The organism is Shewanella sp. DW31 (assembly GCF_015767295.1).
In the GTDB taxonomy this organism is placed as follows: domain Bacteria; phylum Pseudomonadota; class Gammaproteobacteria; order Enterobacterales; family Shewanellaceae; genus Shewanella; species Shewanella oncorhynchi.
The window spans coordinates 1-22777 of record NZ_JADWMP020000023.1 but is presented as its reverse complement, the minus strand read 5'-3'; the positions used below and the strand labels follow the sequence as shown (position 1 = coordinate 22777).

Annotated in this window: 21 protein-coding genes and 3 tRNA genes; 7 read left to right on the top strand and 17 right to left on the bottom strand. The window is 46.9% G+C overall.

The features are described 5' to 3' along the window. Positions 1 to 93 precede the first annotated feature (93 nt). The 10 genes from GWI56_RS17400 to leuS all read right to left on the bottom strand — a co-directional run bounded on the left by GWI56_RS17400 (position 94) and on the right by leuS (position 10842). Complete coding sequence (locus GWI56_RS17400; protein WP_198573616.1) at positions 94 to 939, bottom strand: septal ring lytic transglycosylase RlpA family protein; 846 nt, start codon at positions 937 to 939, stop codon at positions 94 to 96. Then, positions 923 to 1999 (bottom strand): lytic murein transglycosylase B, encoded by a 1077-nt coding sequence (gene mltB, locus GWI56_RS17395; protein ID WP_173497493.1) that lies wholly within the window; start codon positions 1997 to 1999, stop codon positions 923 to 925. Before mltB ends, GWI56_RS17400 begins: the two co-directional genes overlap by 17 nt. Before the next feature lie 16 nt (positions 2000 to 2015). Continuing rightward, on the bottom strand, positions 2016 to 3122 hold the full coding sequence (rodA, locus tag GWI56_RS17390) for a rod shape-determining protein RodA (protein WP_028761480.1): 1107 nt from the start codon (positions 3120 to 3122) through the stop codon (positions 2016 to 2018). Beyond that, the gene (gene mrdA / locus GWI56_RS17385) at positions 3119 to 4975 is read right to left on the bottom strand and encodes a penicillin-binding protein 2 (RefSeq protein ID WP_131523225.1); all 1857 of its coding nucleotides are present in this window, start codon (positions 4973 to 4975) and stop codon (positions 3119 to 3121) included. The genes rodA and mrdA overlap by 4 nt, the downstream gene beginning before the upstream one ends. A gap of 61 nt (positions 4976 to 5036) precedes the next feature. Continuing rightward, complete coding sequence (rlmH, locus tag GWI56_RS17380; RefSeq protein ID WP_006082752.1) at positions 5037 to 5507, bottom strand: 23S rRNA (pseudouridine(1915)-N(3))-methyltransferase RlmH; 471 nt, start codon at positions 5505 to 5507, stop codon at positions 5037 to 5039. Then, positions 5507 to 5836: a ribosome silencing factor gene (rsfS, locus tag GWI56_RS17375; RefSeq protein ID WP_006082751.1), complete on the bottom strand. Its 330-nt coding sequence runs from the start codon at positions 5834 to 5836 to the stop codon at positions 5507 to 5509. The genes rlmH and rsfS overlap by 1 nt, the downstream gene beginning before the upstream one ends. A gap of 107 nt (positions 5837 to 5943) precedes the next feature. After that, positions 5944 to 6594 (bottom strand): nicotinate-nucleotide adenylyltransferase, encoded by a 651-nt coding sequence (nadD, locus tag GWI56_RS17370; RefSeq protein ID WP_168822788.1) that lies wholly within the window; start codon positions 6592 to 6594, stop codon positions 5944 to 5946. 24 nt (positions 6595 to 6618) lie between these two features. After that, positions 6619 to 7650, bottom strand: coding sequence for a DNA polymerase III subunit delta (gene holA / locus GWI56_RS17365; protein ID WP_198573615.1), 1032 nt, complete (start codon positions 7648 to 7650; stop codon positions 6619 to 6621). Between the two features lie 17 nt (positions 7651 to 7667). Further along, positions 7668 to 8162, bottom strand: a complete 495-nt coding sequence (gene lptE / locus GWI56_RS17360) for an LPS assembly lipoprotein LptE (RefSeq protein WP_198573614.1) — start codon at positions 8160 to 8162, stop codon at positions 7668 to 7670. A gap of 100 nt (positions 8163 to 8262) precedes the next feature. Beyond that, the gene (gene leuS / locus GWI56_RS17355; RefSeq protein WP_198573662.1) at positions 8263 to 10842 is read right to left on the bottom strand and encodes a leucine--tRNA ligase; all 2580 of its coding nucleotides are present in this window, start codon (positions 10840 to 10842) and stop codon (positions 8263 to 8265) included. A gap of 121 nt (positions 10843 to 10963) precedes the next feature. On the opposite strand from leuS, the gene GWI56_RS17350 reads away from it, so the two are divergent. Next, complete coding sequence (locus GWI56_RS17350) at positions 10964 to 11464, top strand: zinc ribbon-containing protein (protein ID WP_028761474.1); 501 nt, start codon at positions 10964 to 10966, stop codon at positions 11462 to 11464. Positions 11465 to 11567: 103 nt separating this feature from the next. Here GWI56_RS17350 and GWI56_RS17345 read toward each other — a convergent pair whose 3' ends face one another. From GWI56_RS17345 to miaB, 7 genes are all read right to left on the bottom strand, one after another. After that, positions 11568 to 12227 (bottom strand): methyltransferase domain-containing protein, encoded by a 660-nt coding sequence (locus GWI56_RS17345; protein WP_198573613.1) that lies wholly within the window; start codon positions 12225 to 12227, stop codon positions 11568 to 11570. Positions 12228 to 12415: 188 nt separating this feature from the next. Then, complete coding sequence (locus tag GWI56_RS17340) at positions 12416 to 12919, bottom strand: prepilin-type N-terminal cleavage/methylation domain-containing protein (protein ID WP_198573612.1); 504 nt, start codon at positions 12917 to 12919, stop codon at positions 12416 to 12418. Between the two features lie 10 nt (positions 12920 to 12929). Then, complete coding sequence (lnt, locus tag GWI56_RS17335; protein ID WP_198573611.1) at positions 12930 to 14504, bottom strand: apolipoprotein N-acyltransferase; 1575 nt, start codon at positions 14502 to 14504, stop codon at positions 12930 to 12932. 6 nt (positions 14505 to 14510) lie between these two features. Next, the gene (gene corC / locus GWI56_RS17330; RefSeq protein ID WP_006082742.1) at positions 14511 to 15386 is read right to left on the bottom strand and encodes a CNNM family magnesium/cobalt transport protein CorC; all 876 of its coding nucleotides are present in this window, start codon (positions 15384 to 15386) and stop codon (positions 14511 to 14513) included. Positions 15387 to 15426: 40 nt separating this feature from the next. After that, positions 15427 to 15888: an rRNA maturation RNase YbeY gene (ybeY, locus tag GWI56_RS17325; protein WP_105251690.1), complete on the bottom strand. Its 462-nt coding sequence runs from the start codon at positions 15886 to 15888 to the stop codon at positions 15427 to 15429. Continuing rightward, positions 15878 to 16927 carry a PhoH family protein gene (locus GWI56_RS17320; protein ID WP_028761469.1) on the bottom strand — a complete coding sequence of 350 codons (1050 nt, stop codon included), beginning with the start codon at positions 16925 to 16927 and terminating at the stop codon, positions 15878 to 15880. The genes ybeY and GWI56_RS17320 overlap by 11 nt, the downstream gene beginning before the upstream one ends. Positions 16928 to 17135: 208 nt before the next feature. Then, entirely contained in the window at positions 17136 to 18560 is a 1425-nt protein-coding gene (gene miaB, locus GWI56_RS17315; protein ID WP_006082739.1) for a tRNA (N6-isopentenyl adenosine(37)-C2)-methylthiotransferase MiaB, read from the bottom strand. Between the two features lie 377 nt (positions 18561 to 18937). Here miaB and GWI56_RS17310 point away from each other — a divergent pair, with 377 nt between their 5' ends. From GWI56_RS17310 to GWI56_RS17285, 6 genes are all read left to right on the top strand, one after another. Next, on the top strand, positions 18938 to 20200 hold the full coding sequence (locus GWI56_RS17310) for an FAD-dependent monooxygenase (RefSeq protein ID WP_198573610.1): 1263 nt from the start codon (positions 18938 to 18940) through the stop codon (positions 20198 to 20200). 165 nt (positions 20201 to 20365) lie between these two features. Beyond that, positions 20366 to 20953: an aminoacyl-tRNA hydrolase gene (gene pth / locus GWI56_RS17305; RefSeq protein ID WP_028761467.1), complete on the top strand. Its 588-nt coding sequence runs from the start codon at positions 20366 to 20368 to the stop codon at positions 20951 to 20953. 132 nt (positions 20954 to 21085) lie between these two features. Beyond that, positions 21086 to 22177 (top strand): redox-regulated ATPase YchF, encoded by a 1092-nt coding sequence (gene ychF, locus GWI56_RS17300; RefSeq protein ID WP_028761466.1) that lies wholly within the window; start codon positions 21086 to 21088, stop codon positions 22175 to 22177. A gap of 208 nt (positions 22178 to 22385) precedes the next feature. Continuing rightward, positions 22386 to 22462: transfer RNA gene (locus tag GWI56_RS17295), tRNA-Met, on the top strand. Between the two features lie 94 nt (positions 22463 to 22556). Then, a tRNA-Leu gene (locus GWI56_RS17290) sits at positions 22557 to 22641 on the top strand. Positions 22642 to 22701: 60 nt separating this feature from the next. After that, positions 22702 to 22776 (top strand) — tRNA-Gln (locus GWI56_RS17285). Position 22777 lies beyond the last annotated feature (1 nt).

Sequence of the window (22777 nt, the reverse complement as noted above, 5' to 3'; positions counted from 1 at the left end):
ATCTCCAACAGTGTACCACTTTCTGACTGTGGGTTTTAGTGAAGGTTCCTTCATCTCTATTTTTAAATCAATTCTGGTCCGAACAAACAGTCATTACTCATGGACTATATAGCCCTCAGGAAACCCATTTTGCTGGACGTTATTGAGCAGTTTTTCTGCTAACTCAGGTTGGCCTATGGGGCCGAGCTGTAGTCTAAACATATTGTTTGCGGCTTGTACACGGGTCTTTACCTGATATTTTCGCTCCAGATTTTTCGCCATGGTATTGAGTTTGGCTTTATCTTTCGATGCGACTAACTGAATGTAATGATTACCTGTATCTTGCGCGCTGGCAATAGCCGAATTAGTGGCCGCGACACTGCCGACATACACCACATCGAGTTTGATCCGCGCGGTTCCTTTGCCGAGCATGCCGAGTTTATAGGCGGCGGCGTAGGAGACGTCGAGAATACGGTCTGAGTGGAATGGCCCGCGATCGTTGATGCGAATGATCACTTGCTTATTGTTATCTAAGTTAGTGATCCGAGCATAACTTGGCAGTGGCAGCGTTTTATGGGCACCTGACATGGAATACATGTCATAGGGTTCGCCATTGGATGTCTCATAGCCATGAAATTTTTCACCGTACCATGAGGCACGGCCCGTTTCACTAAAACCTTGGCCTGTGTTCATCACAGTGTAAGACTCGCCGTAAACCGTATAAGGCTTGTTACCGCGGCGACTATAGGGCTCGTACTTAGGCGTGGCATTTGGCACATGATCCACATTGGGTGGATTGAGTGGCAGCTTGTCATTCTTTAGCGAATAGCGCCCCTTATTGGGGTCCATATTTTTTTTGTTTGTGCTGGAGCTAGCTTGGTTTGGGCTCGAAGAACACGCAACAAGTGTGAAGCACGCAACCAAAGTGACAAGCTGTAAAAGATTATTTCTTAGCGGCATGCTGTTCCTTTAATTGTTGGCTAAATTGATAAACGGCCATTGAATACAAAGGACTGCGATTATAGCGAGTGATTACATAAAAATTGTTTAAACCAAGCCAATAATCATCGTGATCGGCTTGTTCCAGTTTAATGAGTAAGGCTTTTTGCGAGACATCCAAGTCCCTCGCATCAGCCAAGGACAAGGTTGGCGTTAGAATATTGGCGACTTTATAATTGAGCTTTTCGCCTGCCCATACTTTCGCTTTTGGCGCTGTTTGGCTGCTATTGACCAGCGGTAAAGCAACAGGAGCATTGGCTTGCCAACCGTGTTCATGGAAATAATTGGCAACACTGCCAATCGCATCCTCTGGGCTTTGCAATAAATCGCGGTTACCACTGTTATCGAAATCGACGGCGTAATGGCGGTAACTTGAGGGAATAAACTGCCCATAACCCATGGCACCCGCATAGGAGCCTTTGAGGGTATTGATATCTAAGTGTTCTTCTTTGACTAATTTCATCAACTCACCAAATTCCTTGCGAAAAAAGGTGGCGCGAGGCGGATAGTGAAAACCTAAGGTATAGAGGGAATCAATTACAGGGTAATTACCTGTGAACTGGCCGTAGAAGGTTTCAATCCCAATAATGGCAACGATAATCTGTGGGTCGACTTGGTACTTAGCCGCCGCTTTAGCAATGGTTTTCTCGTGTTTTTTCCAAAAAGCGAGCCCAGCATCAAGACGTTTTTCTGTTAAAAAAATCGGGTAATACACATGCCAAGGTTTTGCTTCCCATGGACGGGTCATCGCATCGATAACCCCTTGGTTGTATTTTGCTTTGTCTAGAAAAGCGAGCACTTCTGTCCGAGTAAAACCTTGTTTTACTTGAGCTTGGATAAACTCTTCTTTGAGCTCAGCGGGAGTTGCGGGTACTAGTACTTTATCCACTGCTGGAGCCACTGGGGTGCTTGAAGCGGGTGCCTGCGCGGGTGTCGGTTCATTTGCCGTGGTGCATGCGACTAAGTATGAACTTAAACACAGTAAACCGAGTGGAGCCAAATAAGCTCGGAGAGTAGGCATAAAAAAGTCCCTAAAATTATCTATCTACGAAACGTCTATGGGTATGAATGCTCATAAGAATGCCAAACCCTGTCATCAATGTCAGCATGGAGGTTCCACCATAACTGACAAGGGGCAGTGGTACACCTACCACGGGCAGGATACCTGAAACCATGCCAATATTCACAAAAACATAAACGAAAAACGTCAGCGTGATACTGCCGGCCAGTAGACGAGCGAAACTGGTTTGTGCGCGGGAGGCGATGACTAACCCACGCCCTATGATGTAAAGGTACATAATTAACAGTAAGATACTGCCAATTAAACCAAATTCTTCACCTATCACAGCAAAGATAAAGTCGGTATGGCGCTCGGGAATAAACTCAAGCTGTGATTGAGTGCCTTCGAGCCAACCTTTGCCCCAAAGTCCACCTGAGCCGATGGCGATTTTCGACTGGATAATGTGATAACCCGCGCCGAGGGGATCTTGCTCTGGATCGAGCAAGGTTAATACCCGCGTTCTTTGGTAATCGTGCATCAAGAAATACCAAAGGATAGGCAGGAAGGCGAGTACTGCTGCGATAAAGCTGCCAACAATAATCCAGCTCATGCCCGATAAAAACAGCACGAAAATCCCCGATGCAGCCACCAAAATTGAGGTGCCTAAGTCGGGTTGTTTAGCGATCAATAGGGTTGGTACGAGTAAAATCACTCCTGCGCCAGCGAGGTAACGTTTCTTGGGGGGAAGAGGGAACTTACTGATATACCAAGCCATTGTGATGGGGAAGGCGAGTTTAATAAGCTCTGAGGGTTGGAACTCCATAAAGCCTAAGTTCAACCAGCGCTGCGCGCCTTTATTGATTTCACCGAAAAAGTGTACCCCAAGCAGCAAGACAACCCCCGCAAGATAAATGGGTAATGCCCAACGTTTAAGCGCTTCAGGATTGATTTGTGCCATGGTAAACATGATGCCTAGCGACAACACCATACGGAATAGTTGTCGTTCCATCATCTCTAAATCTGCACCGCTGGCAGAATAGATGACAAACAGGCCAAAGCCCATCACAGCTAATAGTCCGAGCAATAATGGCAAGTCTATGTGCAAGCGTTGCCAGATGTTTTGATATTGGCTATGGGTACTCATGGTATGGGTTTCCAAGTATCTCTAAGCATATATTCATCGAGCATAGCTCGAGCGACTGGGCCAGCATTTGCGCCGCCCCAACCTGCGTTTTCCATCACGACGGCGAGGACGATTTTAGGATCCTCGAAGGGCGCATAGGCCACAACTAAAGCATTATCGCGGAAATGTTCGGCAATTTTACTGGCATCGTATTTAGTATTTTCCGCCACGCCAATGACCTGTGCAGTACCGGTTTTCATTGCGGCAGTGTAAGTGGCATCGGTAAAGCGTGACTTATTTGCAGTTTGGCGCATAGCTTCGTTGATGATGTTCCAGTTACGGGGATTTTTAAGTTCAATTGGCGGTAACTCATTAATCGGTGAGTCAATTTTGGCAGTATTGTCTTTAATGGATCTCAGCAGATGTGGCGGGAGACGGCGGCCTTTGTTGGCCATAATCCCAACGGCATTAGCGAGTTGTAATGGCGTTGCCGTCCAATAACCTTGGCCAATACCGACGGAAATGGTGTCGCCTATATACCAAGCTTGATTGTACTTTAAGCGTTTCCATTCCTTGGATGGCATATTGCCAGCCGATTCTTCAAAGATATCAATCCCTGTATTTTGGCCAAAGCCAAATTGTTCCATAAAGCGGGCGATATGATCGACACCGACCTTATAGGCTAACTCATAGAAAAAGGTATCGCAGGATTCTACAATCGCGCTATAAACGTTGACCCAGCCATGCCCCCAGCGTTTCCAGTCGCGGTATTTACGTTCAACACCAGGTATTTGCCAAAAACCGGGATCCCACACTCGGGTACTCTCGCTAATGGCTTTCTCATCAAGGCCTAACAGTGCGAGGTGAGGCTTGATGGTAGACGCAGGTGCATATTGACCTTGAGTCGCGCGGTTAATCAAAGGGCGAGATTTATCATTGAGTAAGGCACTGTAATCTTTGCTATTAATGCCTTGTACAAACTGGTTTGGATCATAGCTTGGGCTTGATACCATAGCTAATACTCCACCGTCACGGGGATCGATGGCAACAATAGAACCACGCAGACCTGTGAGTAGTTCCACCGCTTTTTGTTGCAGCTTGAGATCTAAGGTGAGGTAAATATCTTGCCCCGGCTCTGGCGGAACAATTTTTAAGGTGCGAATGGCGCGGCCGCGGTTGTTCACTTCTTCTTCTAAGTGTCCGGGTTTACCATGCAGCAAAGATTCATAAAATTTTTCAATGCCTTGCTTACCAATGTCTTTGGTCGCCGCATAGTTTTTCCACAGATCGCTGCGTTCAAGTTGGGCGCGATCTCGGGTGTTAATTTTGCCTACATAGCCCAGCACATGGGTGATTTGCGCGCCGTAGGGATAGTTACGTTTAAGACCCGCTTCGACCGAAATACCCGGAAATCTGTGTTGGTTAACACTGAAAATGGCCACTTGTTCTTCGGTGAGCTGGTTTTTCAGTGTTAGCGGTTTGAAACGGCGATGAAATTTCAGGGCGTCAGTAAAGGTTTCGCGCTCGTCATCGCTGATCTCAATTAACTTGCCGAGTTCATCTAAGGTCTCTGACATGTTACTGATTTTTTCGGGCACGAGATCGAGGGAATAAAAGGGTAAATTTTCAGCTAAAAGTATACCGTTGCGATCGTAAATGAGACCACGACTAGGGGCAATTGGAACAACACGGATGCGATTATCATTTGAGCGAGTTGCATAATCTTTATAGGATTCAACCTGTAAATGATAAAGGTTGGTGACTAATACGCAAAATAGAGCGAAAACGCAAAAAAAAGTGAAAAGCGCCCTGCGCTTAAAAAGAGACGCCTCGGCGGCGTGATCATGCATTGTTATCCGCTTTTTTGGCGACACTTATGCTATCTCCGGCTGATCCCATGACGGGTGGTTGACACTCGTTAACATCAAGATCCCGCTATTCTCTATGGTAGGGGTGATTCGTGTTCACGCTCCACGCGCGGTACAAACTTTCGGCAACCACCACCCGTACGAGTGGGTGAGGTAAGGTTAATGCCGAAAGACACCAACTTTGGTTTGCCGCTTCTTTGCAAGCTGGCGCTAATCCTTCAGGTCCACCAATCAGTAAACTGACGTCGCGACCATCGAGTTGCCATTTAGTCAGTGCGGTTGCTAGCTCGGGGGTCGTCCAGTTTTTGCCGGGGAGATCTAAGCTAACAATATGATTGCCTTTGGGAATGGCCGCCAACATTTGTTCGCCTTCTTTTTGAAGTATCCGGACAATGTCGGCATTTTTCCCCCGCTTTCCAGCGGGTATTTCGATAAGCTCCAGCGCCATATCACGGGGAAAACGGCGCTGGTATTCTTCGAAACCACGGGTAACCCAATCGGGCATCCGTGTTCCTACTGCGATGAGCTGTAACTTCATCAGTCTTGCTTTTCTGACCAGAGCTTTTCAAGCTGGTAGAAATCACGGGTTTGATCTTGCATAACGTGCAGGATCACATCGCCCATGTCCACAAGAACCCATTCGCTGCTTTCGCGGCCTTCAACACCTAAAGGTGGAATACCGGCTTTTTTCGCTTCAACCACAAGGTTTTCGGCGATAGCTTTAACGTGAGTCTTTGATGTACCTGAACATATGACCATGTAGTCAGTGATGTTAGATTGCTTGCTGACATCCAGAACAACAACGTCTCTGGCTTTCAAGTCGTCGATCTTGTCGACAACAAACTGTTTTAATTCCGCGCTCTGCACGCTGGCGTACCTCATTAATTTTAAATAGCGCGGTAGTATACCAGTGTTGCTGCTGGGAATACATTGTCATTGGCAGTTGAGTTGGCGATATCTGCTTACGGTTCGAGCTAAGGTAAGTAAAGTCGTTGATTTTTGATGTAATCTAGCGTGACTGGCATGAGTAAATCGGCGGGAATTTCGCCTTTTGCCAGTTGTTCACGAATGAGCGTCGAGGAAATATCCTGTGGTGTAATCGCTACAGGGAAAATCTGCCCACAGTTTTTATGGACACAGCTAGTACGACCTTCGTCTGTCCCTTGGGGCGCTTGACTCCGGGCCGTCAATATCTGCTGCATAGGATGTTCTGCATCGAGCTGCCAACCCGGGCGCTGGCAGACAACGAGATGGGCAAAGTCGAATAGGCGTTGCCACTCATACCAGCTTTTTAATTGGAGGAAAGAGTCCATCCCCATGATAAAAAACAGCTCGTCTTCCGGATGTAAGGCTTTCAGTTGCTCAAGCGTCACAACTGTGTAGGAAGGCGTGTCGCGTTTAGCTTCGATGTCGCACAGTGCAAATCCGTCGAGTTGCTGACAGACATCAGCTACCATTTTGAGGCGCTGTGTTGTGGTTAAGTTCGGCTGCTGTTTATGGGGCGGAATATGGTTCGGCATCAGCAGGATTTTATCCAAGGCTAATGCTTGCTTCACTTCAATTGCGGGACGGATATGACCATAGTGTATCGGGTCGAAAGTGCCGCCTAAAATACCAATACGCATATCAAGCCTTTGGTTAATCAATGATTAGTCTATGGCTATATGCGCCAAGTGCCGATGGGCTCTAGGATCAAATAACAGACACAGGTGGCTCAGACCAGTCCAATCCTCTTTCCCCTGTTGCTTTAAGTTGAGCTCAAGTTTCGAGGCGAGGGCGAGCATATGTTCGAGTTGTTCAAGGCTGAGTCGTTGCAGTGCCGCTTGATACAGTGGTTTACGTTTATCCCAAATTCGATGTTTACCCCAGAGTGCACTTAGCGCAACGCCTTGGGCTTGCTCGCATTTCAAATTGAATAACAAACCGAGTTCTTTAAACAAGGCCCACAGCAGGATAGGTAAGGCAGTGCCTTCGCCATTGAGCTGGGCTAGCATGTGCTGCGCGCTATCCTGTTTATTATTCAGCAATGCATCCGTGAGTTGGAATACGGTGAAGCGCGACTGATCTTCAAAATAGTGGCCCAGTTCGTCGGCACTGACGGGTTTTGTTGGGCTCAGGAGTTGCAGCAACTGCATGGCTTGATCGGCAGCTAGTAAATTCCCTTCATACAGAGAATGCAGCATAGCACGGGCATCAGGCTGCAGATTGAGCTTAAAGTGCTTGATGCGGCCATCGAGCCAGCGCATAAACTGCTCGCCCTCTGGCGTAGCGCAGGGCAGATACATGCCATGGGCATCTAAGGTCTTAAACCATTTACTGTTGGTTTGCTCTGTGGCGAGCTTTGGCCCTTCGATAATCAAAAGCATATCGGGATTGGGCGTCTGCAATAGGGCTTGCAGTGTGTTTGAGCCTTCGGCACCGGGCTTAGCTTGGGGAAGGGTTAGCTCAATCAAGCGTTTACTGGAAAACAGGCTCATGGCCTGCCATTCCTGAGTCAGATCGTTCCAATTAAAGCCCGTCTCTTGAATGAGTTGGACTTTTTCATCGAATCCATGACGCTTGGCGAATTGGCGGATCTGATCTTTGGTGGTTTCAATCAACCAAGGATCATCCCCAAAAATCAGATAACAAGGAAATAACTGGTTAAGGTGGCGGGAGAGTTGGTCTGGATAGACTCTCATTTAATGATAGCCCCGCATTAATTCACCTCAGTACTGGCCATTGCTTGCAGAATACGATCGGCAGCTTGGATACGCATTTCCTTCGTCAGCAATTCCATTTCTCGGCTCTTTGCCAATGCGGTACGTGGATCGTCTAAGTAGTCGCGGCGAATTTCAACCTTGAAAGGCTGCGCTTCTTTGCCCGGCAATGCCACAGCAAATTCGACTAAATAAATCAGCTCATACTCGGCGACGTTACCTGTGGGGTACAAAGATAAGGTCGAGCGTTCAAGGGAGTCGGTGATTAATCTTAATACTGGAACATTATCTGCGGCGTCGACAACTTGGATATTGTTCAAGCGCAGGCGTTCACGCACCAAACGAGTGAGTTCACTGTATTCATCCACACTGCTCAAACTCAAATGATTGAGGGCATCAGGGATCTGATAACTGCGTTGAAGCTTAAAACCGCAACCAGCGCTGGTCATAATGACTAGTGCTATGATTGCGAAGCATATGCGTTTGATTAGCATAGATTTCGCGGTTTCCTATTCGTGGTATACCCTGCAGGCTTGAAGTTGCAGCTATGCTGCAACTTCATTGGCTTTGAGTATAGCGAGTTATTAGCAGCCGTTAATTGGCCACTATGCTGAGCAGTTTGCCCGGCACATAGATCACTTTACGTACTGTCAGGCCGTCTAGGTATTTGATCACGTGTTCATCACTCATGCCTAAGGCTTCTACTGATTCTTTATCAGCGTCGGCGGCTACTGTGATTTTTGCGCGAACTTTACCGTTAACTTGCACAACGATGAGCTTGCTGTCTTCAACTAGCGCAGCTTCATCAACGACTGGCCATTGGCTGTCTTCGATGTTGCTTGCATTACCTAACTCGTTCCACAGGTTAAAGCTCACATGCGGAATGATAGGGTACAGCAAACGCACTATGGCGGATAAGGCTTCGCCGATAATGGCGTTGTCTTGGCCTGTCATTTGTGGCGCTTTTTGCAGATGGTTCATCAGTTCCATCACGGCGGCAACCGCAGTGTTGAACATCTGACGGCGGCCGATATCGTCGGTCACTTTCGCGATCGTCTTGTGGACTTCACGGCGCAGCGCTTTTTGATCGGCAGTTAACTTGCTGACATCTAAGGCTTCGCTGTTATCTTGGTTCACATGCTCGTTTGCCAGTTTCCACAGACGTTTAATGAAGCGGTGTGCGCCTTCAACGCCAGATTCTTGCCATTCCAGAGTTAATTCTGGTGGTGAGGCGAACATCATAAATAGGCGAACGGTATCGGCGCCGTATTTTTCGACCATGACTTGAGGATCGATACCATTGTTTTTCGACTTAGACATCTTGCACATGCCGGTATAAACCAGCTCGTTGCCGTCTTTATCGATAGCCTTAGTAATACGGCCCTTGTCGTCTTTTTCTGTAGTCGCTACATCTAAAGGCGAAACCCATACACGGGCGCCTTTTTCGTTGATGTAGTAGAAAGCATCAGCCAACACCATGCCTTGGGTCAGCAATTGTTTGGCTGGCTCGTTAGAGTTAACCAGACCTGCATCACGCAGCAACTTGTGGAAGAAGCGGAAATATAACAAATGCATACAAGCGTGTTCGATACCGCCAATGTATTGATCCACAGGTAGCCAGTAGTTGGCTTTAGCGGGATCTAACATTTCGTCTGCATGCGGGCTGCAGTAACGGGCGTAATACCAAGAGGATTCCATAAAGGTATCGAAGGTATCGGTTTCGCGTAGCGCATCTTGGCCATTAACTTGGGTTTTCGCCCATTCTTTATCGGCCTTGATTGGGCTTTGAATACCGTCCATCACGACATCTTCTGGCAGCAATACTGGCAGTTGTTCTGCTGGCGTTGGGATCACAGTGCCGTCGGCTAAGGTCACCATAGGGATTGGCGCGCCCCAGTAACGCTGACGTGAAACACCCCAATCGCGCAGACGATAGTTGACTTGGCGCTTGCCTTTACCTTCGGCGACTAACTTGTTAGCGATGGCATTAAAGCCCGCTTCAAAGTCTAAACCATCGAACTCACCCGAGTTAAACAGTACGCCTTTTTCGGTATAAGCGGCTTCGCTAATGTCGACGTCGCCATCAACTGGCTTGATCACAGCTTCAATCGCCAGGCCGTATTTTTTCGCAAATTCGAAGTCACGTTGATCGTGGCCTGGAACTGACATCACAGCGCCTGTGCCATAGTTCATCAACACAAAGTTAGCTGCCCAAATCGGGACTTGCTTACCAGTGATAGGATGAATGGCGAAAAGCCCTGTAGCGACACCGCGTTTTTCCATTGTCGCGAGTTCGGCTTCTGATGTTGTGCTGTTTTTGCACTCATCGATAAAGGCGGCAAGCTCAGGATTCGTTTGCGCGGCGACTTCAGCTAATGGATGACCTGCGGCAATCGCCACATAGGTCACGCCCATTAAGGTATCTGGACGTGTGGTATAGATATCGAAGCTTTTATCGTGACCTGCGACGCCGAAGGTCATTTCCACACCTTCGCTGCGACCAATCCAGTTGCGCTGCATGGTCTTAACCTGTTCAGGCCAGCCATCTAAGGTATCGATATCGTTTAACAATTCTTCTGCATAGGCAGTGATCTTAATAAACCACTGTGGAATTTCTTTTTGTTCCACAGGGGTATCACAGCGCCAGCAGCAACCGTCTTGAACTTGCTCGTTCGCCAGTACGGTTTCATCGTTTGGACACCAGTTGACTGAAGCTGTCTTTTTGTAGACTAGGCCTTTCTCGTACAACTTAGTGAAGAACCATTGTTCCCAGCGATAATATTCAGGGGTACAAGTGGCGATTTCACGGCTCCAATCGTAACCAAAACCCAGCAATTTCAGCTGGTTCTTCATGTATTCTATGTTTTCATAGGTCCATGGCGCAGGCGCAGTCTTGTTGTTAATCGCGGCATTTTCTGCGGGTAAACCAAAGGAGTCCCAACCAATAGGCTGGAGCACGTTTTTGCCTTGAAGACGTTGAAAGCGTGCAACTACGTCACCTATGGTATAGTTGCGTACGTGTCCCATGTGGAGTCTGCCAGAAGGGTACGGAAACATCGAAAGGCAATAAAACTTTTCTTTGTTTGCGTCTTCAGTGACTTCGAAGGTTTTGTTGTCATGCCAGTGCTTTTGCACTAAGGCTTCAATTTCTGAGGGATTATATTGCTCTTGCATCACTCTATTTCCGGCAGTGCCGCCTATTATTGGATCTAACGCCATATCAGCGCGAGTAAGATCTGCATAGAATAAACTAGAAGCGATGCATTAAAAAGGTTCGTATGAAGGAGTATTGGTTATGAATGATAGAAGTAACGCGTTACTAGGACTGTATCAAGCCTTAATTACCGAAGTGAAATCTCAATTTGCAGAAGATAACACTATGACTGTAAAGAACTTATTCAACTCTGTCACTCAAGGTAAGGAGTATTTACGTCTTAAAGAACAGGCAGGGGAAGATGAACTCGCTTTAGTCGAACAATTCTTAAAGCGTGATATTACGAGTTTTCTCCGTGAGCAGAACGCGGATAGTTTGAGTCATAGCCCAACCGTGATTACTTTAGAGAATACGCTTTGGCATTGGCTGAGTGAAATCACCGACCGCAGCCAAGTCGAATGGCATGAGTTAACGCAAGATTTTAAGCACCAAGGCTACTACAAGAGTGGTGATATTGTGAATCAGGGCATCATGGTGTGCACTAACTGTGGTAATGAAATGAGTATTGAATTTCCAAGTCCCATCCCAGATTGTCCAGAGTGTGATCATGAAGAATTTACCCGCGAGCCGCTAACGCCTTAATCAAGGTGATGAGGTTATGCAGCTAAAACGACGCCTCTGCGTCGTTTTTTTAGAGTTCTATTAGACCTAAATGGCTCATATCTGCATTAATTAGGCTGTTGTATCAATTGTTGGTACGAGAGTAGTTGAGGATTTGACCGCCAAAGGGCGCCAATAAGAATTCAGTGTGAATGGGTTTATGTTGTGTATGTTCGTAACCTAAGGTCACCATACGTTTGCTGAATTTGGCATGATTACCACGACCGGGATCGACTAAGACTACATCACAAATTGGTTTAGCATGCTGCTCAATAAATTGTGATAAGAGATCGGCATGTTCTTGTTCGTACAAAAGATCGCTGCCGATAATGAGGTCAAATAAACCTAAATTAGTTTGTGCATCTGCCCACCCAGTTCGAACAAACGGAATCGCACGACCATGATTTAAATCGACATTCTGTTTAAGGAAATTCTCCGACTCGGGGTGATAGTCGGTTGCTGTGATGTCGGCATGTCTGTGGTTTAGCACTAGACTTGCCAGCCCTATACCGCAGCCAACTTCAAGAATGCGTTTATTATCAATTTGATAATCGGCCATATGATGGGATAGCACTTGGCTAGACGGCCAAACTATGCCAAATAATGGCCAAGTTGCGGAGGAAATACCGAGCTTTTCAGCTTCGCCATCTAGGTCTTCAAATTCTTGGTTATTTCTTAGGGTTCTGACATGAATGTCGAGATCCCCAAATTCGTGGGTTTGGTAGCGCACGCGAAGCAGTGCCATAGAGTTGCCTTGACTGTGTACCTTGGTTAAGGAACGAGGTAATGGTACCAATCATATTGGCTATGCAGACACAGTTACTGTGATTGGTATAAGGCCACGTCTAATCGTTCACCTTAACGTGGAACGCGCAATCAGCCTAATGTATTCGCAGACAATTGCGGGATAACACAGGTTAACTGAGTGTCAGCCTAACAACCTTGGGTGTTGATATCATATTGTGGCGGAGTGTTGGCATCGCTGGCTTGGGTGTAGCGGAAATAGCATTGGTCATCATTCACTAAGGAATTGTTGTTAAGATCGTAACCTATATAAGTGATATCAATGCCTTGATATTGAATGATAAGTTTATCATCTGAGGTGATCCATTTTTCCACATCAGTATTATCGAGGTAACCCCATTTTAATCGTGTATCTGGCGTGCCATCACCATTGAGGTCGATATCAATAATATCATCGCGCCCAGCTACCGCTTGGCTCAGTAGGCTAGGCATTTGCGTTTTTGAGTAGGCCAGTGTGTTGGCGGTTTTTACGCTGGCCTGTAATTGGCTCAAGGTTTGTACCCGAGCCTCTTTACTCAAACCGATAAATTTAGGCGCGGCAATCACAGCCAAGATCCCAAGTACAATAATCACAACGACAAGTTCAATTAAGGTAAAACCTGCCACATCTTGTTTATTGACTTGGTAATGCATGGCCTAAATCCTATTGCGCTTTAAAACGTCGTGCAAGACCGAGCAGAACGATTAAACCACAGAGTATCAGTAGGGGCATTTGGCCTAATTTTGCAAACCAAGTTTGCCCTGTGACTAATAGAATGGTTGCGCTTAGCACACCTATTTCAAACTGTGGCAATGACGCTGTGATATTGCCATGCTCATCGACTATGGCTGTCACGCCATTGTTGGTTGCGCGTAATAGAGGCCGACCCAATTCAACCGCGCGCATTTGGGCGATTTCCATATGCTGTAATGGGCCGTTTGAACTACCAAACCAAGCATCGTTAGAGACAGTTAACAGTATATCTGTCCCTTGATTAACGCTGTCGCGTAATTGCTCTGGGAAGGCAATTTCATAACAAATTGCTGGCGCGATTTTATGGCCTAGGGCGCTCAGGTTAGGCTGTTGATATTCGCCTCGCGTAAAGGACGACATGGGCAAATTAAAGAAAGGTGCTATCGGGCGCAGCAGCGCTTCAAAGGGGACAAACTCGCCAATTGGCAACAGATGGTGTTTCTTAAATTGATTGCTACCATCGCCCTCATAGTCTGGGCCTGCTTGTTGTTTCTGATTATGATTACCAAGCACAATCAATGAATTATAGAACTCATTGTTTTGATGGCTAATAATGCCAGTGATAATTGAGGTATGGTTTAGATTGGCGACTTTATTGGCGTTATCTAAAAAATCCTGCACCATAGATTCTGGCGCTGGAATTGCCGCTTCTGGCCAAATAATGATATCGGCATCCAGATGTTCGCGGGATAAATCCATGTATTTTAACAGTGTCGGCCACAGGGCATCGGGTTCCCATTTCATGCTTTGGGGAATATTGCCTTGCACCAGCGCCACTTTAACATTTTCACCTGTAGGATGAATGTCCCAAAGTTTAGGCGCAGCCCACACGGCCAGAATACTGAGCGGCAGTAAAAGCAGTAAACTCTTATAACGCTTAGTAAAACAAAGCGCTAATGCACCAGCGAGCATGGCCAATACAAAACTTATTCCCAGTGTGCCTATGATACTGGCAAGGGGTTTTAGCGGCCCTTGAGTTTGCGAGTAACCCGCCCATAACCAAGGGAAGCCTGTCATTACCCAGCCACGAGCCCATTCGGTCAAGGTCCATAATGCGGGGAATAAGGCGAGATTACGCCAAAGACCAAATCGAGTTTCACCATCATGGCTCAGCGTTTTAGTTAACCAAACCAGCGCTAAACCAGTTAGCGCGGGATACAAGGCTAAATACAAGGCTAACAAGGCCATTAACCCAACGGAGGCAATGAGCGGCATACCACCAAAGGTATCCATGCTCACGTGAACCCAGCTGATCCCTACGGCAAAACAGCCAAATCCAAAGCTTAACCAATAGTAAAAGCTTGCCTTAGTGCTCAGCGTTCGGCTGTGCCAGAGGGCAATCGCCATGGCAAACGGATAGATTATCCAAATGGAATAGGGCGCAAATGAAAGCGCCGTACTGGCGCCAAGAGCAAATGCCAGTACGAGTCTCAAAGCACTAGGTTGGGACTGTTGTTGGGCAAAAGCCCTGATTTTTTTTAGCACGAGTGATTATTCTACGTCTTCGCCAGTATTAGGATCGGGGAGTTTAACTCTGAGTTGGATTAAACGCCTAGTGTCAGCATTGATGACTTTAAATTCTATGCCTTCAATGATGATGCTCTCGTTACGTTCTGGCAGATGGCCAAAGGCGTGTGAGACTAAGCCGCCGACGGTATCAAACTCTTCATCGCTGAATTCAGTGTTGAATTCTTCGTTGAAATCTTCGATTGGCGTCAAAGCTTTAACCATATAAACCGTGTTACCGACTTTGCGGATCTCGGTTTCTTCAGTGCTATCGTGGTCGAATTCGTCTTCAATTTCGCCGACAATTTCTTCAAGAATATCTTCGATAGTCACGAGTCCCGATACACCGCCGTACTCATCAACCACAATCGCCATATGGTAGCGTTGAGAGCGGAATTCTTTTAGCAGAACATCGACGCGTTTGCTTTCGGGCACAACCACGGCGGGACGGATCACGCGATCCAGTGAGAAGGGCTCATCACTGTTGGAGAAACCGTAAGGGATCAAATCTTTGGCAAGCAATATGCCTTCGATATGGTCTTTATCTTCGTTAACAACGGGGAAGCGCGAGTGACCTGAACCAATCACAGTCGCAAGTAACTCTTCGACCGAGTTGTCTATCTGGAGGGCGACAATTTGAGCTCTTGGGATCATGATATCCCGAACACGCATATCAGAAACGTCTAATACACCTTTTATCATCTCGCGGGTGTCTTGGGTGATCAAATCGCGCTGCTCGGCACCATCAATCACATCGACTAGATCTTCGCGATTTTGAGGTTCGCCCTGAAATAGCTGACTTACTCTATCAAACCAACCTTTCTTGTGGGCGTTCGTACTAGGGGGGATATCGTCACTCATAGTTTTCTCATTAGCTTTTGATAGGGATTATCTTAGCTAATTATTGTTCCTTATATGGGTCAGTAAAACCTAAGCTTTCAATGAGTTGAGTCTCTAATGACTCCATCTCTTCGGCTTCTTCATCGTCGATGTGATCATACCCTAGCAGATGCAAGCAACCATGTACAACCATGTGTGCCCAGTGCGCTTCTAGTGGTTTTTGTTGTTCACGGGCTTCATTTTCAACGACTGCCGCGCAAATGACAAGATCTCCGAGTAAAGGAAGTTCAATTTCTGGTGGTGCTTCAAAGGGAAATGACAGTACATTGGTCGGTTTGTCTTTACCCCGATAGGTATTGTTGAGCATTTGGCTCTCGCGGCTATCGACGATACGTATGGTTAATTCAGCTTCATCCATGCTATTGCCAATTGCGGTAGTGACCCAAAGGGCGAATTGTTCGTCCGTTGGTAGCCACTCACTGGTGCTGGCATGTTGAATATCTAAGGCTAACTCAAGACTCATGTGTTGCGGCTTCCTGCTGTTGCTTTTGGTACTGGCTTTCTTTTTTGGCTTTTAAGGTTTGCTCTTTTAACTCGAAGGCTTCATAGGCTTCAACGATACGGGCAACCACAGGATGGCGCACTACATCTTGGGAGACAAAAAAGTTAAAGCTGATTTCTTCGACTTGGCTTAACACTTCAATCGCGTGACGTAGTCCTGACTTTTGATGTTTAGGTAAGTCGGTTTGAGTGATGTCGCCTGTGATCACCGCACGGGAATTGAAACCGATACGGGTAAGGAACATCTTCATCTGCTCGATTGTGGTGTTTTGGCTTTCATCGAGAATAATAAAGGCATCGTTTAAGGTACGACCGCGCATATAGGCAAGCGGCGCCACTTCTATTACATTTTTCTCGATAAGGCGTTCCACTTTTTCAAAGCCAAGCATCTCGAACAGGGCATCGTAGAGGGGGCGTAAATAAGGGTCGACCTTTTGGCTGAGATCGCCAGGTAAGAAACCGAGTTTTTCACCCGCTTCCACCGCAGGGCGAGTCAGCAGAATGCGGCGCACTTCTTGGCGCTCTAACGCATCTACTGCCGCTGCTACGGCAAGGTAGGTTTTGCCCGTTCCTGCAGGACCAATACCGAAGGTAATATCGTGACGCGTAATATTGGCCACATATAAGCTTTGATTCGGATTGCGTGGCTTAATGACACCGCGGCGGGTTTTGATATTAATACCGCTGTCGTCGTTAGCGTCTGCTTGCTCTAGGGCAATGGCCGCTTGAATAGCGATATGGACTTGCTCAGGCTCAAGATCGGGCGTGCTGCCTTTAACCGTTTGGGTCTCGATGTAGAGTTCTTTGAGTAAGTTGTTGGCGCTTAAACAATTGCGTGGCAGTCCGGTGATCTGGAAATGATTGTTCTTACGGACGATTTCGACGCCAACGCGACGTTCTATCTGCTTGATATTGTCATCGAATGGACCGCACAGTGAAGCCAAACGGCGTGTTTCTGCGGGTTCGAGATACAGATTCATGGTAGTTAATTTACTGGACAAATAGCACTCCCAATAGCGAATAAGAAAGCAAGGTACGAGGTTGGTTAACCATCGCAAGATAATTTTAGTTTACGAGCCATAGCCGATAATTGCTAACGGAAAATAACAATTGCCTCGGTAGACTTAAACAAAAGTGCGTGAAAGCAAAAGGGCGACTAAGTCGCCCTTCTTTATATAGGTACTGTTTAAGCTTAAGCCGATTTAACGCTTATGGCTTAAATTGAGTCACACCCAGTTCATCATCTTGCTTGCGCTTGGCCAGAATTTCAGCCGGGCGCAGGCTACGACGTAGATCCATTTCATCTTCGCCGCGGATAAAGACACCGCGCAGTGAGTTAGTGTAAACGTCCACAATTTCGACATCCACGAAAGTACCTATGTGTTTTGGTTGACCTTCGAAGTTCACCACTCGATTGTTCTCAGTACGGCCACGCAGTTCCATAGGATTTTTCACCGATGGTCCTTCAACCAGAATACGTTGCACTGTGCCCATCATGTGGCGGCTGTAGCGCATGGCTTGCTGGGTGATGCGGTCTTGCAGAATCGCCAGACGTTGTTTTTTCTCTTCCATATCGACGTTATCGGGTAAATCCGCCGCTGGCGTGCCCGGACGTGCGCTATAGATAAAGCTGAAGCTGTGGTCGAAACCTATGTCTTCAATCAACTTCATGGTATCGGCAAAGTCTTCTTTGGTTTCGCCAGGGAAGCCAATGATAAAGTCCGAGCTGATTTGAATCCCTTCACGGGCTTTACGCAGGCGGCGGATGATTGACTTATATTCAATCGCCATATGGCCGCGTTTCATCGCCGTGAGAATACGGTCAGAACCCGATTGCACTGGTAAGTGCAAGAAGCTTACAAGCTCAGGGGTATCTTCGTAAACGTCGATGATATCTTGTGTAAATTCAATCGGGTGACTGGTCGTGAAGCGGATACGGTCGATACCGTCGATGGCTGCCACGAAGCGCAGTAATTCCGCAAAAGTACAAATTGCGCCATCGTGAGTTGCGCCGCGATAGGCATTCACGTTTTGGCCGAGCAAGTTTACTTCGCGCACACCTTGCTCCGCCAATTGGGCGATTTCAAGGATAATATCGTCCGATGGACGGCTGACTTCTTCGCCGCGAGTATAAGGTACAACACAGAACGAGCAGTATTTGCTGCAACCTTCCATGATAGACACAAACGCGGTTGGGCCTTCGGCGCGTGGCTCAGGCAGACGGTCGAATTTTTCGATTTCAGGGAAGCTGATATCGATAACCGCTTTGTCGCCACGGCGCACTTGCTCGATCATCTCGGGCAGACGGTGCAAGGTTTGTGGTCCGAAAATAATGTCGACACATTGGGCTCTGTCTTTAATGGCTTTGCCTTCTTGTGAGGCAACGCAGCCGCCCACGCCAATAATCAAATTGGGATTTTTATCTTTAAGCGTCTTCCAGCGCCCTAGCTGATGGAACACTTTTTCTTGCGCTTTTTCGCGGATAGAACAAGTGTTGAGCAGGAGAATGTCTGCCTCAGACGCTTCTTCAGTCAAGGTATAACCTTGGTATTCGCCTAACAGATCAGCCATCTTGGATGAGTCATACTCATTCATTTGACAGCCCCAAGTCTTGATATGGAGTTTCTTACTCATCAGTTGTGTCGCCCTAAGATGACCAATAAAAATAGCGCGACATTTTACCTGCTGTTACGGCTGCTGACCAGCTTTGTCCACACTTTTAGCTGTTGGCTTTTGCCAAGGGCGATACCCTCACAAATGCTAGGTTTTTATTGTTCGGCTGCATTTGGGCAAGATTAATATTGTTAACATGCTGAGCTTTCGTTATTTCCAGCAAACTATTCGGGCTTGAATGCCTATGTCTTCACGGATTTCGAATCGAAATGCGCTCAACATTTCCGTGGTATCTTGATATAAGGCATAATCGAGCGGGTTTGTGAAAAGTCGCTTGGGCAGAAATACAGAAGGGCTTAAAGGTGGTAACTAAGGTCGTAACTAAGGTGGTAAGTAGGATGAGCCAGATTGAAGAGACACATGCGCAGATGATATCCGACACCACAGATTCTAACGTGACTCATGCTGACGTTACTCATGCTGAAGGCACTGAGTTCGATGTCATTCTTGTCGGCGGCGGCATGGTTGGTGCGGCGACGGCAATTGGATTAGCCCAACAGGGTTTGCAAGTGGCGGTGATTGAATCCTTTGCGCCAGAGGCTTATCAAGCCGAACAGCCATTAGATGTGCGAGTCTCGGCCATCAGTGTTGCTTCTGAAACGCTGCTTGAACGTCTTGGCGCCTTGAACTCATTGCTCAAGATGCGTAATGTGCCTTATTTGGGCTTAGAAACTTGGGAGCTTGATGGCTGCATCACCCAATTCCACTGTTCACAAATTGGCGCCAGCCATTTAGGTCATATAGTCGAAAATCGTTTAATCCAACTTGCCCTGTGGCAACAGATGACACAATTGGCAGGCATCACCTTATATTGTCCCGATAAAGTGGTGGCATTTACCCGCGATAGCGACGGTGTGAGCGTGCACTTACAGTCAAATAGTAAACTGACAGCTAAGTTGTTGGTTGGCGCCGATGGTGCTCACTCGCAGGTACGTCAATGGGCGGGAATTGGCATTTCGGGTTGGGATTACGCTCAATCGGCCATGTTGATTAATATCAACACCGCACAGGGGCAACAGGATGTGACTTGGCAGCAGTTTACGCCCAAAGGACCGCGTTCATTATTACCTTTACCAGGCAATAACGCTTCGCTGGTGTGGTACGACGATGCCAATCGAATTAAGCAGTTAATGCAGCTTAATAATAAACAGCTTGCAGATCAGATAAGAGTGCATTTTCCAGCACGTTTGGACGCTGATTTTACCGTTGAGAATAAAGGCAGTTTTGGCCTCACTCGTCGGCATGCCCAGCGCTACTATAGTCAGAACGTGGTGATTTTAGGCGATGCCGCCCACACCATTAATCCCCTCGCTGGCCAAGGGGTGAACCTTGGGTTTAAGGATGTCGAAGCGTTTTTGGCGGTAATAAAAGAGGCATTAACTCAAAATAATCTCTGGTGGTCGAATGAAGTGCTTGCCCAATATCAGCGCAAGCGTTATCGCGATAATCAATTGATGATGACGGCGATGGATTTGTTTTACGCCGGTTTTAGCAACGATATTCTGCCGCTAAAGCTGCTGCGTAATGGCGCGTTAAAGTTGGCAAACATCAATTCCCCGCTCAAAAAGACAGTCCTTAAATATGCTATGGGACTTAATTAACGCTGAGTTGTTCTGTGTTCTGACCTTGTGCTCTGCTCCTGTGCGATGACGTGGCATTTGTTGACTTGGGGTTTGAGTGCTAAAATGCCGCGTTTTTAGCAGGTATGGTCAGTTCAGTCGGCACTTTGCGCGGCTGTCATCGACGAAATAACGATATTGAGTGTCATGAGCGAAATAAAATTAATAGTTGGTCTGGCTAATCCAGGTGCTGAATATGCACACACTCGCCATAATGCGGGGGCTTGGTACGTACTTGAGTTAGCGAGAATTTGCGGCGTGACTTTAGTGGCTGACAGTAAGTATTTTGGTTTGACCGCCAGAGCCGTATTGCACGGTAAAGATGTCCGCTTATTGATCCCGACGACTTATATGAATTTAAGCGGTAAAGCGGTTGGCGCTTTGGCGAATTTTTTTCGTATCACGCCGGAAGAGATTCTGGTCGCTCACGATGAACTCGATCTGCCGCCCGGTGTGGCTAAGTTTAAGCTCGGTGGCGGTCATGGCGGCCACAATGGTCTGAAAGATATTATTGCTAAACTGGCTAACGATAAAAACTTCTACCGTTTACGCTTAGGTATCGGTCATCCCGGTGATAAAAATCAAGTGAGTGGTTACGTACTGGGAAAAGCGCCTGCTAAAGAGCAAGAACTTATCGAGGCGGCGATAGATGAAGCCGTGCGTTCTACCGAAATTTTGTTTAAACAAGACATGGTGAAAGCCATGAACAGATTACACTCCTTTAAAGCGGAGTAGGTTTTGCCTTTGGCGAGACTTAAGTGATTCAAGTGATTTAATTATTCAGTAATGTGCTGCCATAGGGCAGGACGACTAAACCTCGCTGATGAGTGTGACTTGTCAGCCAATAATCGAGAGAAAGGTAAGCATATGGGTTTTAAATGCGGCATTGTTGGTCTTCCTAACGTAGGTAAATCAACGCTTTTTAATGCGTTAACTAAGGCTGGCATCGAAGCGGCTAACTTCCCGTTTTGTACCATTGAACCTAACACTGGTGTTGTACCTGTGCCGGATCCACGTCTGGATGCGTTAGCTGCGATTGTGAATCCACAACGTGTGTTACCTACCACCATGGAATTCGTGGATATTGCGGGTCTTGTGGCTGGCGCATCTAAAGGCGAAGGCTTAGGTAACAAGTTCCTCGCTAATATCCGTGAAACCGATGCTATTGGTCATGTAGTACGTTGTTTTGATGATGACAACATTGTTCACGTTGCTAACAAGGTTGACCCTGCTGGCGATATCGAAGTCATCAACACTGAATTAGCGTTAGCTGACTTAGACAGTTTAGAGCGTGCGGTTCAGCGTCAGCAGAAACGTGCTAAAGGTGGTGATAAAGACGCTAAGTTTGAAGTGGAAGTATTAGAAAAAATGCGCCCCATTTTAGACGAAGCTAAAATGTTGCGTTCAATGGATTTATCGAAAGAAGAACTGGAAGCGGTGGCTTACCTGAACTTCTTAACCTTAAAGCCGACCATGTATATTGCTAACGTTGCGGAAGATGGTTTTGAAAATAACCCGCACTTAGATGCCGTTCGCGCCATTGCTGCCACTGAAAACGCTATCGTTGTTGCCGTATGTGCGGCGATTGAATCTGAACTGGCCGAGATGGAAATCGAGGAGCGCGATGAGTTTATGGCGGATCTGGGTATCGAAGAACCTGGTTTAGATCGTGTGATCCGCGCAGGTTATGAATTACTGAATCTGCAAACCTATTTCACCGCAGGCGTGAAAGAAGTGCGTGCTTGGACTGTGCCAGTGGGTGCGAGTGCTCCGCAAGCGGCGGGTGTTATCCATACCGATTTTGAACGCGGTTTTATCCGTGCCCAAGTGATGGCATTTGACGACTTCATTGCCCACAAAGGTGAAGCTGGTGCGAAAGAAGCCGGTAAGTTACGCGTGGAAGGTAAAACCTATATTGTTAAAGATGGCGATGTGATGCATTTCCTGTTTAACGTATAACAAAGCTTATTTACGCTGTAAGTCTCGATAAATTAAGCTAAGTATGAGCAACAAGGTGTTATTTAGCACATCTGTTGCTCAGTTTGGTGAAGTAATAGCCGAACAGCTTAACCTAAGGGAAATAGCGAAAAAAAGCTGTTGACCTAGATACCTCGAATAAGCATAATACGCCCCGTTCCTCGCTGAGAGGGGCGCGTAATATCGATGTGGCAATGTAGCTCAGCTGGTTAGAGCACAGCACTCATAATGCTGGGGTCGCAGGTTCAAGTCCCGCCATTGCTACCATTTTATTTAAGATAAATTTCTTATTCAAAATGAATAACGATTTTACTCTAGCATTGATTGCTAGCATCTCTTCACGATGTAAACATGAAACTGTGCGGGAATGGTGAAATTGGTAGACACGCCAGATTTAGGTTCTGGTGCCGCAAGGTGTGAGAGTTCAAGTCTCTCTTCCCGTACCATTTTTTAGATATATGAATTTAGAAACATCGGCGATAGCGGATGTTTGAAACAGAGTTAGTTGGGGTATCGCCAAGTGGTAAGGCACCGGGTTTTGATCTCGGCATTCCAAGGTTCGAATCCTTGTACCCCAGCCAT

What these genes read in the sequence shown, in the direction of transcription:
- GWI56_RS17400 (WP_198573616.1), bottom strand. Translation starts at nt 939, where the DNA reads ATGCCGCTAAGAAATAATCTTTTACAGCTTGTCACTTTGGTTGCGTGC.
- mltB (WP_173497493.1), bottom strand. Translation starts at nt 1,999, where the DNA reads ATGCCTACTCTCCGAGCTTATTTGGCTCCACTCGGTTTACTGTGTTTA.
- rodA (WP_028761480.1), bottom strand. Translation starts at nt 3,122, where the DNA reads ATGAGTACCCATAGCCAATATCAAAACATCTGGCAACGCTTGCACATA.
- rlmH (WP_006082752.1), bottom strand. Translation starts at nt 5,507, where the DNA reads ATGAAGTTACAGCTCATCGCAGTAGGAACACGGATGCCCGATTGGGTT.
- nadD (WP_168822788.1), bottom strand. Translation starts at nt 6,594, where the DNA reads ATGCGTATTGGTATTTTAGGCGGCACTTTCGACCCGATACACTATGGT.
- holA (WP_198573615.1), bottom strand. Translation starts at nt 7,650, where the DNA reads ATGAGAGTCTATCCAGACCAACTCTCCCGCCACCTTAACCAGTTATTT.
- lptE (WP_198573614.1), bottom strand. Translation starts at nt 8,162, where the DNA reads ATGCTAATCAAACGCATATGCTTCGCAATCATAGCACTAGTCATTATG.
- leuS (WP_198573662.1), bottom strand. Translation starts at nt 10,842, where the DNA reads ATGCAAGAGCAATATAATCCCTCAGAAATTGAAGCCTTAGTGCAAAAG.
- GWI56_RS17350 (WP_028761474.1), top strand. Translation starts at nt 10,964, where the DNA reads ATGAATGATAGAAGTAACGCGTTACTAGGACTGTATCAAGCCTTAATT.
- GWI56_RS17345 (WP_198573613.1), bottom strand. Translation starts at nt 12,227, where the DNA reads ATGGCACTGCTTCGCGTGCGCTACCAAACCCACGAATTTGGGGATCTC.
- GWI56_RS17340 (WP_198573612.1), bottom strand. Translation starts at nt 12,919, where the DNA reads ATGCATTACCAAGTCAATAAACAAGATGTGGCAGGTTTTACCTTAATT.
- corC (WP_006082742.1), bottom strand. Translation starts at nt 15,386, where the DNA reads ATGAGTGACGATATCCCCCCTAGTACGAACGCCCACAAGAAAGGTTGG.
- ybeY (WP_105251690.1), bottom strand. Translation starts at nt 15,888, where the DNA reads ATGAGTCTTGAGTTAGCCTTAGATATTCAACATGCCAGCACCAGTGAG.
- miaB (WP_006082739.1), bottom strand. Translation starts at nt 18,560, where the DNA reads ATGAGTAAGAAACTCCATATCAAGACTTGGGGCTGTCAAATGAATGAG.
- GWI56_RS17310 (WP_198573610.1), top strand. Translation starts at nt 18,938, where the DNA reads ATGAGCCAGATTGAAGAGACACATGCGCAGATGATATCCGACACCACA.
- pth (WP_028761467.1), top strand. Translation starts at nt 20,366, where the DNA reads ATGAGCGAAATAAAATTAATAGTTGGTCTGGCTAATCCAGGTGCTGAA.
- ychF (WP_028761466.1), top strand. Translation starts at nt 21,086, where the DNA reads ATGGGTTTTAAATGCGGCATTGTTGGTCTTCCTAACGTAGGTAAATCA.